Source organism: Treponema sp. JC4 (genome assembly GCF_000260795.1).
In the GTDB taxonomy this organism is placed as follows: Bacteria; Spirochaetota; Spirochaetia; order Treponematales; family Treponemataceae; genus Treponema_D.
Genome location: NZ_AJGU01000010.1, coordinates 1 through 12,412, shown reverse-complemented (window position 1 = coordinate 12,412; position 12,412 = coordinate 1). Strand labels below are relative to the sequence as shown.

9 protein-coding genes, 2 tRNA genes and 1 rRNA gene are annotated in these 12,412 nt (G+C 41.1%); 4 read left to right on the top strand and 8 right to left on the bottom strand.

Translation table 11 applies throughout. The annotated features are described in order from the left end of the window. Position 1: 1 nt before the first annotated feature. The 3 genes from MSI_RS13905 to MSI_RS06015 all read right to left on the bottom strand — a co-directional run bounded on the left by MSI_RS13905 (position 2) and on the right by MSI_RS06015 (position 4,253). Complete coding sequence (locus tag MSI_RS13905) at positions 2-1,678, bottom strand: GGDEF domain-containing protein (protein WP_009104758.1); 1,677 nt, start codon at positions 1,676-1,678, stop codon at positions 2-4. A 44-nt stretch (positions 1,679-1,722) separates the two neighbouring features. Next, the gene (locus MSI_RS06020; RefSeq protein WP_009104756.1) at positions 1,723-3,549 is read right to left on the bottom strand and encodes an ABC transporter substrate-binding protein; all 1,827 of its coding nucleotides are present in this window, start codon (positions 3,547-3,549) and stop codon (positions 1,723-1,725) included. A gap of 86 nt (positions 3,550-3,635) precedes the next feature. Further along, positions 3,636-4,253: a regulatory protein RecX gene (locus MSI_RS06015; protein WP_009104753.1), complete on the bottom strand. Its 618-nt coding sequence runs from the start codon at positions 4,251-4,253 to the stop codon at positions 3,636-3,638. 133 nt (positions 4,254-4,386) lie between these two features. Between MSI_RS06015 and MSI_RS06010 the strand changes: the two genes are divergently transcribed. From MSI_RS06010 to cysK, 3 genes are all read left to right on the top strand, one after another. After that, positions 4,387-4,460, top strand: a tRNA-Asp gene (locus MSI_RS06010). Positions 4,461-4,809: 349 nt separating this feature from the next. Further along, positions 4,810-4,882 (top strand) — tRNA-Pro (locus tag MSI_RS06005). 222 nt (positions 4,883-5,104) lie between these two features. Beyond that, positions 5,105-6,043 carry a cysteine synthase A gene (gene cysK / locus MSI_RS06000; protein ID WP_009104752.1) on the top strand — a complete coding sequence of 313 codons (939 nt, stop codon included), beginning with the start codon at positions 5,105-5,107 and terminating at the stop codon, positions 6,041-6,043. Between the two features lie 160 nt (positions 6,044-6,203). On the opposite strand, the gene MSI_RS05995 is transcribed toward cysK, so the two are convergent. From MSI_RS05995 to MSI_RS05980, 4 genes are all read right to left on the bottom strand, one after another. Further along, positions 6,204-8,081, bottom strand: a complete 1,878-nt coding sequence (locus tag MSI_RS05995; RefSeq protein WP_009104749.1) for a fructose-specific PTS transporter subunit EIIC — start codon at positions 8,079-8,081, stop codon at positions 6,204-6,206. Positions 8,082-8,144: 63 nt separating this feature from the next. Continuing rightward, the gene (gene pfkB, locus MSI_RS05990; RefSeq protein ID WP_009104745.1) at positions 8,145-9,059 is read right to left on the bottom strand and encodes a 1-phosphofructokinase; all 915 of its coding nucleotides are present in this window, start codon (positions 9,057-9,059) and stop codon (positions 8,145-8,147) included. After that, positions 9,059-9,814, bottom strand: coding sequence for a DeoR/GlpR family DNA-binding transcription regulator (locus MSI_RS05985; RefSeq protein WP_009104743.1), 756 nt, complete (start codon positions 9,812-9,814; stop codon positions 9,059-9,061). Before MSI_RS05985 ends, pfkB begins: the two co-directional genes overlap by 1 nt. A 54-nt stretch (positions 9,815-9,868) precedes the next feature. Continuing rightward, positions 9,869-10,954 carry a sugar-binding protein gene (locus MSI_RS05980; protein ID WP_009104741.1) on the bottom strand — a complete coding sequence of 362 codons (1,086 nt, stop codon included), beginning with the start codon at positions 10,952-10,954 and terminating at the stop codon, positions 9,869-9,871. A gap of 341 nt (positions 10,955-11,295) precedes the next feature. Here MSI_RS05980 and MSI_RS05975 point away from each other — a divergent pair, with 341 nt between their 5' ends. Beyond that, a complete protein-coding gene (locus MSI_RS05975; protein WP_009104738.1) occupies positions 11,296-11,712 on the top strand; it encodes a hypothetical protein in 417 nt (138 codons plus the stop codon). 574 nt (positions 11,713-12,286) lie between these two features. On the opposite strand, the gene rrf is transcribed toward MSI_RS05975, so the two are convergent. Then, positions 12,287-12,397 (bottom strand): 5S ribosomal RNA (gene rrf, locus MSI_RS05970). Positions 12,398-12,412 lie beyond the last annotated feature (15 nt).

Here is a 12,412-nt window from a genome sequence, read left to right as displayed (position 1 = left end):
TTTATTTTGTATCCGGCATAGGATTTCTTATTTCCAGCCGTCTTTCAGCAAGATACTGTTTTCCGTCAATTTTATAGGCAGTGATATTTTTTCCACTGGCCTTTGCATAGTAAAGATTTTCATCAGCCTGCTTTACAGGGGTTCCAGGTTTTGAGCCCACTCCAAAGCTTGCAGTTATCCGAACATCTTTTGAAAATTTTATCTTACAGATTTTAGTCCGTATTGATTCAGCTATCCGTATTACATCTTCAAAAGGTATATGTTCGAATAAAAGAACAATCTCTTCTCCGCCATAGCGGTAAGCCTTTATAAGTCTTCCTTCAAATTCAAGAACAGCTGCAGCAACAGATTTTAATACTTCATCACCAAAAGCATGACCGTAAGTATCATTCATCTTCTTAAAGTCATCCAGATCCATCATTATGGCAGCATAATTCTTATTTGATTTTTCCAGCTGACGAATACGGGAATTAAGGGAACGGCGGTTATAAAGCTTTGTAAGACCGTCCAGCTGCATTTCGCTGAAAATTATATAAAAAAAAATAAGAACCAGAACAACAACAAAACAGTTGACCAATACTACGTGAAGAACGCCCCTCGTTTTCTCTTTAAGTTCACTCTTCAGAATAAGCTCATTCATTATTCCATTAAATTTTTCTTTAGACAGCCTTGTATTTTCAGAAAGTAAAGACGCAGACAGTCGTCTGGAATCAATGGAAATCTCCTGGTACAAATGACCTCTTTCTTTCGCCATAGAAAGTGGGAGTTCATTCATAAGCCGTCCTGTAAGCAGAATTTTTTTCTGAATAAAGAAGTTTTCATCACAGAGTTTTCCGTATTCTTCACAGGCTTCAATTGCTATCTGATACTCCTGATGATTCAAGGCCCAGATTGTCTTTATATAATATAAAGGCATATAAAAATCAAAGGCATTAAACTGAGTTATTTTTTCATTTGGATCAGCATATTTTTCAAAAAGGGAACAGGCCATAACATAAGCTTCATTGATTTTTCCCTGATTCAACAGAATCATAGCCTTGATTGCATAGCCTGCCCGTTCAAAACTTACAGGGAAAAAGGGAGAAAAACTTTCCGTAAGAGGGGCATCAGAAATAATCTGATGAGCAGCCAGAAGAGCCCTGTCATAATCTCTTATATGAAGAAGATATGCTGAATAAACCTGAAAAATCTGAATGCGGGTAAGTACATTCGAACATTCATAAAAGGAACCAAAAGAAGCCGCTTCATTAATTATGTCATAGGCTTCCTGGTCTCCGCAGACTTCCAGAAAGTATTTTGCCATATTGGCATAAAGATAAATCGTGCTGTCTGTATTATTTGTTTTTTTACAGTAAAATAATGCTTTTCCAATATCCTTAAAGTAGGATGTCATATCTCCGGCACTATAATGCAGGGTTGTAACAAGCAGGTATATCTGCGCCAACTGTCCGTCAGAAAGATGTTTCAAATCTAAAAGAGGAAGCATAAGCCTTAAATCCTGCTCATGAGACTCCTTTTTATATTGCAGCCGATTTATTGCGTCATCAATTACAGTCTGATTTTTTGCAACTACGCTCTTATCATAAAAAGACTTAATTATTCTGGATGAAAAATTCAGTACAAAAAGAGAAAGAATAATCAAAAGTGTAAGTCTGTTTACCCTGCTTCTATAGCGCATAAATCAAAAAAGTCTTCTATAATGTAATATTAAATCACCCTGTTTTAATTGTCTAGAAAAACGTGTTCTGTCAAAGCTCCGTGGCGGTTATCATAATAAACGTTTTCAAGATTCCAGCGGTTACGGATAGCAAAAAAACTTCGCGAGCGCACTAAATATATTATCGGACATTCTTCCAGAATTATACTCTGATATTCGTCCCATATTTTTTTTGCAGCCCCATGATCAACCGTATAGGCGCCCTCTTCATAAAGCTGGTCAACGCGGGCTTCCCAGTCAGTAGCAGGGCTTTTCTGCATTGGATACCAGACATGAAAGTTACCGCTGGACTGCCAGACATTGCTTCCCTGAGTCGGAAAGGAAATAGCACCAAAGGCAATAAAGCAGGACTGCCAGTCGTAAGTAACAGTAATAGACTCCACCATTTTCTGAAAATCAGTCTGGCGCACATTAATTTTAATTCCGATTTTTGAAGCTTCATCAGAAATAATCTGAGCCATATCATTTGTTACCGTAATTCCAGAATTAATAGAAAGGTCAAACTCTACAGGAAGACCCTCCCAGTCATAAAGAATGCCGTCTGCCCCTTGTGTAAAGCCAAGCCCCTTCAAAAGCTTCAGGGCTCTCTGCGGATCATAGCGGTATTCCAGCTGGATTTTTTCATTGTAATAAGGATTACTTGGTGGAAAGAAGAAATACTGAGGCTGAGCAAGTCCGCGGTAAGTCTGGCTTATAATTCTTTCGCGGTTTACAAGGCAGCTCATAGCCTGGCGGAATTCCTTTTTTGTAAACCATTTATAGTAAGCCTCCTCCTTATGAAGAGGATTCTGGTTAAAACTCCACATCTGGCTGGACATAGAACCATCCGCATTAAAAACCGTATAATCTTCCTTCTGATTGTTTACAACATCATGCAGTTCTTCCGGGCGGGGCGCATAGGCTTCCATTTTGCCCTGAGTAAACAAAAGATAATTAGTGTTCTGGTCGCCTACAATCTGACATACCAGCTGCTCATAATAAGGAATTGAAGTTCCATTTTCATCCTTTTCCCAGTAATAAGGGTTTCTTGTAAAAACAAGACGGCGCGAAGGCACATACTCAGTAATATAGAACATTCCGCAGGAAGGAATAGTTTTTGGATCAACATCCACACTAAAAAGATTCTTCACCGCCGCAATTCCGCCCTTCTTTTTTGCAGGCGCAAATATAAAGGAAGGACAGCAGTCCATATTTACAGAAAGATAAGGTTCAGCAACAATGCGGGGGAAAACAAAGTCAAAATTCTTGTCATCCAGCTTTATGCAGTCAATGTGGCGTTCAGAACCGTCCGGCATGGAAATGCACTGACCTTCGTAACCGCCAAGTCCTGCTTCCAGATCTCCTTCAATTTCGTTGTACCAGAAAACAAAATCATCAGAGGTAACCGGGATTTTTTTATCAGAATTATACCAGGTCCAGAAGGCATCTTCGCGGATTGTACAATGCACCGTCAAAGTACCCGCAGCCTCGTCCACTTCAATACGGGCAGACGCAAGATGAGGCCTCCACTCCCGCACCGAAGATTCATAATCAAAAAGATAGTCAGTTGTCTTGGAAATAATTGCATTGCTGGCACCGTCGCGGTAGCCCACAAGCTGATTAAAAGTTTTAGGATCAGAAATAATAGAATCGTGCCAGATTCCGCCAACCTTTCCGGCCACATAAGCCTGGTCCTGGTAAGGTTTGCTGCGGGATTTTTTCAAAAGCTCATAGTCTACAGATTTTTGAAGCGCATCAATTTCGGCAATATCCAGTTCCAGCGTTTTTTTACAGGAAGAAAAAATTGCACAAAGCCCCGCAATAAAGGTCAGTTTTTTAATTTTATTTTTCATCTGGCGCAAGTCCCCCTTCCTACTCGCATTTCGCAGTTCCCTAACGGTCAGTTCCCGCCTTTCAGGCGGTAACCACTTCGTGCTGCTCAATTCTCGGGCGTAGAGCCCCTTTCATTTATAATACACTTTACCCTTTTGTAAGAAAAGCCTGCTTTTACAAGAGCCGCTGTCAATTTTTCGCCAGACTTACTTTTCGAAAGTTTTTCGTAAGCTTTACGGCAGATTTCTTCTTCATCATTTTCAGTAAAGAATTCATTAAGCGCCTGCTCTGCTACTTCCCGCCCGATTCCCCTTGCCGCCAGTTCCGCCGCAAGCTTAGTCCGTCCTTCATAGTGATTAAGCCGCCTGCCATTCAGCCAGGCAGTTGCAAAACGAGAATCACTCAAAAGCTTTTTGCTTTCAAGAAAGTCCAGCGCCTGATTTATGTATTTTTTTTGAAAGCCCTTTTGAATAAGCTTATTAGTCAGATTAAAGCGGCACTGCTCGCAGCGGGCAAGATAAGTAATTGCCTTAAGTTCAACCACAGCCGCCAGCCCTGCATCCAGAAGTTCAGAAGTTTCTTCTTCATTAAACTCCGCGCCTGCAAAAATCGAATCAAAATCAATCTGAACAAGATATTCTTTCCTGATATAAAAAATCGCCCCGGAATCCGGCGTAACCTTACAAAGTCCGGTAGATGTAGGTTCAAACTTTTTTATAAGCATACTTCCATTATAGCATAGAAAAAGCCCTCTGCCCCAGCAAAAAAAAAGTGAAAAAAAAATTAAAAATTTTTCAAAATTTCTGTTTTGACCTATTGACCAAAATAAGAGAAGAGTATATATTATTAAACATCACGCGGGTGTAGCGAAGCTGGTTATCGCGCTGGCCTGTCACGCCGGAGATCACGGGTTCGAGCCCCGTCACTCGCGCTAAAGCCTTCCAATCCGGAAGGCTTTTTTATTTGTGACTACCCTTTTCTTGGTAGCGCGAAGTTTGGTAAATCCTAAAACAGCCCGCTGTCGCAGCCTGTTTTTTAACGGATTTTCTATTTTCAGGTTCGGGACTTTGATGTCGCTTCCAGCGACCTTCATACTCCTGCCTTATTTTATATTTTTTTTACGGGTATTAGCGCAGCTGGTAGCGCGATTTTCGTAAGTAAATCCTAAAACAGCCCGCTGTCGCAGCCTGTTTTTTAACGGATTTTCTATTTTCAGGTTCGGGACTTTGATGTCGCTTCCAGCGACCTTCATACTCCTGCCTTATTTTATATTTTTTTTACGGGTATTAGCGCAGCTGGTAGCGCGCGACGTTCGGGACGTTGAGGTCGCTGGTTCGAATCCAGTATACCCGATATTTTAATAAGAACTTCTAAGAAATTAGGAGTTCTTTTATTTTTTAACCAACGTCTTCGACTGAAAGCCGAATCCCCCACTACCCTTCATATTTTTTCACTTTCCGTTTAATTACCTATTGACAAAGTAGGGAAATAATATAAAATTAAAATTACAAAACCTACTAACATAATGGGTAATCAAAAAAAAACTGGCCGGACAACGGCAGACAGGAGCAGACTATGGCAGATATAAAACAGAGCGCATTGGAATTGATTGGCGGAACACCGCTTTTACAGTTAAACGGCTATGCAAAGGCATCAGATATCAAAGATGCAAAGATTCTTGCAAAACTTGAATATTTAAATCCTGCAGGAAGTGTTAAAGACCGCGTTGCCCTTGCAATGATTGAAGATGCAGAAGCAAAAGGAATCTTAAAACCTGGTGCTACAATCATCGAACCAACTTCTGGTAATACCGGTATTGGCCTTGCAGCTGTTGCAGCAGCTAAAGGATATCACGCTATTCTTACCCTTCCGGACACAATGAGTGTTGAACGCAGAAACCTTCTTAAAGCTTACGGTGCAGAAATTGTTCTTACAGAAGGCGCAAAAGGAATGAAAGGAGCAATCGCTAAGGCAGAAGAGCTTCACGCTGCAACTCCTGGTTCAATCATCGCAGGACAGTTTGTAAACCCTGCAAACCCTGCAATTCATAAAAAGACAACAGGACCTGAAATCTGGAAACAGACAGACGGAAAAGTTGATATTTTCATTGCCGGCGTAGGAACTGGCGGAACTGTTACTGGTGTTGGTGAATATCTTAAGGAACAGAATCCAAATGTAAAAGTTATCGCCGTTGAACCAGCTACAAGCCCAGTATTGTCAAAGGGAGAAGCCGGTCCTCATAAAATCCAGGGAATCGGTGCTGGTTTTGTTCCAGATGTTTTGAATACAAAAATCTACGACGAAATCATCACAATTGAAAACGAAGATGCCTTCACAGAAGGACGCAAATTTGCACAGAGCGAAGGAATCCTTGTCGGTATCTCAAGTGGTGCCGCACTCAAGGCTGCAAGTATCGTTGCTGCCCGCCCTGAAAACAAAGGAAAGAATATCGTAGTTCTTCTCCCGGATTCAGGTGACCGCTACCTTTCAACTCCACTCTTCAGCAACAACTAATCCTTAAAAAAAAGGGTCATAAAGAAAACTTCTTTATGACCCGAACAGAGGATTTATTATTACAAAAGTTTTACAAACCTTTTACAAACCTTGCCACGCAACTTTGCGAATGTAAAGTTGCGTGGCAGCATAGGTTAACTGCAAATTGTGGACAACATTTTTATGCTGCGTCTTTCTTTAAAGTTCCTAACATTAAGCAGGTAACAGCAGAACCAATCAAAAGAGCTACAATGTACATAACAGGATTTCCAACTACAGGGAATACGAAAATACCGCCATGAGGAGCCATCAAAGTACATTTAAATGCCATAGAAAGAGCACCGGAAACAGCAGAGCCTACAATACAAGAAGGAAGAACATGAGCCGGGTCAGCAGCAGCATAAGGAATTGCACCTTCAGTGATGAAAGAGAAGCCCATAATGAAGTTTACAGGACCAGCCTTTCTTTCTTCTTCTGTGAATTTATTCTTGAAAATGATTGTTGCAAGGGCAATTGCAATAGGTGGAACCATTCCGCCAACCATTACAGCAGCCATAATATTATAGTGACCTTCAGCAAGCATACCAGTTGCAAAAACGTAAGCAGCCTTGTTTACAGGACCACCCATATCAACAGCCATCATTCCGCCAAGAATAAGACCAAGAAGAATAGCGCTGGTTCCGCTGATATGATTAAGACCAGCATTCATCCAGCTGTTAATTGCACCTACAATCGGCTCAACAATGTAGTTCATGCCAAGTCCTACAATTACCATACCAATCAAAGGATAGATAAGAACTGGTTTAAGACCATCAAGACTCTTAGGAAGAGCACTGAACCATTTCTTCAGCAAAAGACAGGTATATCCTGCAAAGAAACCTGCTACAAGAGCACCAAGGAAGCCCGATGTTCCGTTAGCAGCCATTGCACCGCCAAGGAAACCAAGAGCAAGACCAGGACGGTCAGCGATACTGTAAGCAATAAAACCTGCCAGAACAGGAAGCATAAAGCCGAAGGCAACTCCACCAACTTTTCCTTTAAGGAAGGCAGAAATAGGGAGCATAGAACCAAAAGTTCCGTCAGGAGTAATTCCGTTCATCTTACAGTAGATACCGTCAAAGAGGAAGGCAAGAGCAATAAGAATACCGCCGCCAACTACGAATGGAAGCATATGTGAAACACCAGTCATAAGGTGCTTATAAGCTGAATTTCCACCAGCTTTCTTTTCTGTATCAGATGTTTTTGCAGTAAACACAGGCAGGTCTCCTTTTAATGCTTTTGAAACAAGCTCATCGCTTTTATTAATTCCCTCTGCAACACGGCACTGAATAACTTTTTTGCCGTTGAAGCGTCCCATAGGAACGTTTACGTCAGCAGCAACAATAATTGCAGTGGCACCTGCAATTTCAGCCGCAGTCAATTCATTCTTTGTACCAGAAGAACCACGTGTTTCAACTTTAATTGTAACTCCAGCGCGGTCAGCAGCCTTTTTCAGGTTTTCTTCAGCCATATAAGTATGGGCAATACCTGTAGGACAAGCTGTAACAGCAAGAATTTTAGCTCCTTCCGATGAACCATTCTGTGCAGCGTCGGCAGCATCTCTTGCAGTTTCCGCTGCATCAACAGCTGCAATAAATTTCTCAACAGAATCTACCTTCAAAAGAGATGAAGTAAAGTTTTCATCCAAGAGCAGAACCGAAAGCTTACTCAAAACATCAACGTGAACATTCTCTTTAGTATTAGGAGCAGCAATAAGGAAAACAACCTTTACAGGCTCTCCGTCAGGAGCATCATAATCAACTCCGGCAGGAAGAGTCATTGCGGCAAGACATGGAGCCTTTACGCTGTCGCTCTTACAGTGCGGAATTGCAACGCCTTCACCAACGGCAGTTGTACTTTCTTCTTCACGGGCAAGAACACCCTTGTGATAAACTTCTACATCACTAATGTTTCCGCTTTTTGCCATAAGAGCAACCATCTGTTCAATGGCATCAGCTTTGTTTTTTGCAGATCCGTTAAGCTTAATGCAAGCCGGATTCAACAAATCTTTGATTCTCATAATTCCTCCTATTTTTCTTATGAAAACTTTTTCTATAAAAAGCCCCCGAAGAGTCCTCCAAAACTAATCAAGCGCTTTATACGACGAAATAATTTTCTCTACATCCGATTTTGTTGCCAGCTCTTCAGAAGCGGCACTTGCAGTTCCCGTACAAAGACCCATTTTCAAGGCTTCTTTATAAGAACCACTCTTTATATAACCTGCAATAAAGCCGGCAACCATTGAGTCGCCCGCCCCGACAGAGTTTACAAGTTTACATTCCGGCGCAGGCCCCTGATAAATGTTACCGTCAGCAGCCGCAAGAACAGCACCCTGCCCCGCCATAGAAACGAGAACATTCTGAGCTCCCATTTCCTTAAACTTAAGGGCATAAGGAATAACCTCATCACGGGTTTTTAGTTCCACGCCAAAAATCTCTCCCAGTTCATGATTATTAGGTTTTACAAGGAAAGGCTTATAGGCAAGAGATTTCTTTAATAAATCCCGGGTTGCATCAACTACAAAACGAACTCCCTTAGATTCAAGCCGGGCCATAATGTCGCTGTAAAAAGTCTGAGGAAGAGTCTGGGGAATACTTCCAGCAAGAACAAGAGCATCATCCTTAGAAAGCTTATCAAGCTTTTCAAAAAGAGCATCGATATCAGCCTGTCCGATAGAAGGTCCCTGACCGTTAATTTCCGATTCCTTGTCAGAACGAAGTTTTACATTAATGCGGGAAAAACCATTTTCAACTCTGATAAAATCACAGTCTACATCTTTTTCACAAAGCAGTTTTTCAATCTGATTTCCCGTAAAGCCCGCCGTAAAGCCCAAGGCCTTATTCTTAAAACCAAGATTCTGCAAGACAATAGAAACATTAATTCCCTTTCCGCCCGGAAAAATCTTTTCAGCTTTAGTACGGTTTACTGCCCCCGTCTGAAAATGCTCAACGTCAACTATATAATCCAAAGATGGATTTACCGTCAAAGTATAAATCATCAGTCTTTTACCTCAATTACATTGTTATATGAACGATAGCCCTGAGAATCATCTCCCAGACTAGAAGTAATTACAGTTGCATCAGAAAAATCCGCAAAAGTAACACAAGAAATCTGCGAAAACTTTGTAGCATCACAAAGCACATAACGCTCGCGGGTGCGGTTCATAGACATTTGTTTTACAAGGGCTTCCTTTACGTCCGGAGTGCTGAAGCCCCCCGAAGGTGTTACGCCGTTGCTGCCCCAAAAGCCCTTGGTAAAATGATACTTAAAAAGTGTGAGGATAGCCTCTTCTCCAACCACAGCTTCAGTTGGAAATTTGATTTCGCCGCCAAGAATGTACGTTAAAAAACCTGCTTCAGAAAGCTTTCTTGCGTGCGAAAATCCGTTTGTTACAAAAGTGGCATTTTTTGCCGTAATAAAAGGAATCATAAGTTCCGTAGTAGTACCTGCATCCAGATAAACAAAATCATCATCATTGATGAGCGATGCAGCATATTTTGCAATTGCAATTTTTGAATCTTTATTCTGTTCTTTTCTGAAATTTACGCTTTCATCCCTGCGTGAAAAAGTAATATCTTTAGCGATTGCACCGCCGTAAACCTTTTCAATTCTGCCCTGAGCATCAAGCTCATTCAAATCCCGACGGATAGTAGATTCCGACGTATCCAGTTCCTTCATCAGCATCTGGATGGTCATACTGCGGTTTTCATTTACAAGATTTACGATTTTACTCTGTCTGGCTTCTGAAAGCATAAAAAAACTCCTGGTGCGGGCGAGTCCCGAAGGACCCGCCGTTTTTAACTTAAATTACATCTGTAATTTTGTCTTAGCACCATTATAGTCAATATCAATTAATTTCTGAATATTGTCTTTATCAATTGCAGTAATAGCCGACTGCTGAGCAGGAACCTTTTTCTTACCGTTATCACTGAAAGCAGTCATAGTAGGACGCTGACCGGCAAGAATCTTAGAAGCAAGTTCAAGAACGTCTTTTTCAAGAGTATCTGTATCGTTGAATACAGTCATAGATTGCTTACCGTCAACGATGTACTGCAAAGAAGCAAGTTCAGCATCAAGACCAGTTGTGTAGTATTTTGTTACAGCTGAATCCTTTGCAAATTCATCACCCATAGAACGTGCAGTACCATCATTAGGAGAAAGTACATAGCAAACACCCTTTTCGCTGTCCTTAAGCATAGTCAGGTTATCAGCAGCGCGTTTTTTAGCAACATCAAAATCCCAGTCAGTAGTAATCTGATCGATGATTTCAGCCATTTCAGCACGTGTAAGCTCTTTTTTATTCTGAAGAGCAACAGCCTTGCTTGAGTTACGGATTACAAAAGTTCCGTCAACAATTTTAGGCTGCAAAACTTCCCAGGCACCGCCAAAAATAAGGAAAGCATTGTTATCAGATGGAGCACCAGCGTAGAGGAACAAAGAGTTTCCCTTGCTGCCAGGTACAGTTTTATCAAGAAGATACTGAGCCTGAGCCATACCAACTTTGTGGAAGTTAAAAGTTACAAAGTAGTCTACAGCATCAGTATTCAAAATGAGACGGTCATAACAGATAACAGTTACGCCATTTTTGTGAGCCTCTTCGATAGCAGAAGCAGCAGCAGTAGATTCCGGTGTAGAAATAATAAGAACCTTCATTCCCTTGTTAATGAGCGAGTCGATGTTTGTGCGCTCAAGATCCGAGCTTCTCTGGCTGTACATAATTTCAGCAGAAAACTTGTCCTTTACAAGAGCAGCAAAATTTTCACCCTCACGACTCCAGCGAGGTTCTGCGTTAGTTGGAAGAACGATTCCAATGTCAACTTTCTTTTTGCCGCAGCTCATAAAACTCAAAGCCATAGCCCCGGCCAAAACCATTTTAACTAATGTTTTTTTCATAAAAATAACTCCTATTTTGAACGATTTTGACGTCCTCCTGTCATTCTCGTTCATTCTAGAATTCATTTTAACTCACATTCGTTCATTGTCAATCATTTTCTTTCATTTTTCGCCACATTTAACCAACTTTTATTCATTTTTTACCCAAAACTTAGTCAAAGTCTGTCATTTTTAAGAAAACATAGGCGAGTCGCCGTTCCCAGTCGCAACTACGGGTTCGCTGACGCTCATTCGTCCGCTCCGCTCCCGAACAAGCCCTCCGTTTCTCCCGCCTGCTGCCATCAAAAATTTTTGACTTAAACTTTCCCTATGTTATAATTTTTTACAGTGAGGATTTTTCTATGAAAAAACATATTTCAATTATATTTGCAACAATTCTTCTAGTTTCAGGACTTGTTTCATGTAATAAAAAGAACGTAAAAACAGAAGAAGAAAAACACATAATTGCAATTTTTTCTGGAATTGATAAACAACCTTTTTCAGATAATGAGGACAATTTAATTGATACATTGTGGATATACTACAGCGACAACACGTTTGATCAGTATGCTGAAGTAGAGAAAGAACATATATTATTCAGTCAGGGAACTTACCTTTTAAAAAATAATGCAGCTTTTATTTATGATCCTGATAATCCGGATTCTGTCAAAATTGAAATTAACCGCACAAAAAAATATCTAAAAGGTAAAGGTCTTTCAGATTATTCTTCAATTCATACTTATGATTTGTATTCACTGGGATTTAAGCAACTTTGGTAAATCTATGTGGAGAGGACGAATTTTATTAAAAGCTTCAAAATTGAAAATAAAACTTCCCAAGGCAAAGCTGATAAAGGGAAGTCTATTATTTTTAGAGAACAGACTGGTGCTTGTGAAAGCATCAAAATTGGAAGTCTAATCTGATAAATTTTAAGTCTTGTGACTCACAGGCAGTTACGTCAGAAGCACTGATTTACAACATGGAGTTCAAACTCCCTACACTACTTTCCGTCGCAGCCGCTATGCGTCTGCTTACTCACAAGCGGCTGCAGGCCGCTTGTGAGCGCTCGCGCCTTCCAGGCGCTCTAGGCTCCCTACACTGCTCTTCAGCGGGAAAGTTAAAAAATAAAACTCCCAAGTTTTAGGGAGCCTTGAAAAAAGTAAGTTAAATAAAAAAACTGGCAGCTACCTGCTTTCGTCGCAGGAGCAAAGCTCCTGCTTACCCGCCAGTGCTACGCACTGCCGGCCGCTCGCGCCTCCGGCGCTCTAGGGGTCCTACACTGCTCTTCAGCGGGTTAAAAAGAAAAACTCCCAAGTTTTAGGGAGCCTTGAAAAAAGTAAGTTAAATAAAAAAAACTGGCAGCTACCTACTTTCCCGCTGAAGAGCAGTATCATCGGCGTAAGAGAGCTTGACTTCCGTGTTCGGTATGGGAACGGGTATTGCCTCTCCACTATGGCCACCAGTATTTTAATCATGGTT

What these genes read in the sequence shown, in the direction of transcription:
- MSI_RS13905 (WP_009104758.1), bottom strand. Translation starts at nt 1,678, where the DNA reads ATGCGCTATAGAAGCAGGGTAAACAGACTTACACTTTTGATTATTCTT.
- MSI_RS06020 (WP_009104756.1), bottom strand. Translation starts at nt 3,549, where the DNA reads ATGAAAAATAAAATTAAAAAACTGACCTTTATTGCGGGGCTTTGTGCA.
- MSI_RS06015 (WP_009104753.1), bottom strand. Translation starts at nt 4,253, where the DNA reads ATGCTTATAAAAAAGTTTGAACCTACATCTACCGGACTTTGTAAGGTT.
- cysK (WP_009104752.1), top strand. Translation starts at nt 5,105, where the DNA reads ATGGCAGATATAAAACAGAGCGCATTGGAATTGATTGGCGGAACACCG.
- MSI_RS05995 (WP_009104749.1), bottom strand. Translation starts at nt 8,081, where the DNA reads ATGAGAATCAAAGATTTGTTGAATCCGGCTTGCATTAAGCTTAACGGA.
- pfkB (WP_009104745.1), bottom strand. Translation starts at nt 9,059, where the DNA reads ATGATTTATACTTTGACGGTAAATCCATCTTTGGATTATATAGTTGAC.
- MSI_RS05985 (WP_009104743.1), bottom strand. Translation starts at nt 9,814, where the DNA reads ATGCTTTCAGAAGCCAGACAGAGTAAAATCGTAAATCTTGTAAATGAA.
- MSI_RS05980 (WP_009104741.1), bottom strand. Translation starts at nt 10,954, where the DNA reads ATGAAAAAAACATTAGTTAAAATGGTTTTGGCCGGGGCTATGGCTTTG.
- MSI_RS05975 (WP_009104738.1), top strand. Translation starts at nt 11,296, where the DNA reads ATGAAAAAACATATTTCAATTATATTTGCAACAATTCTTCTAGTTTCA.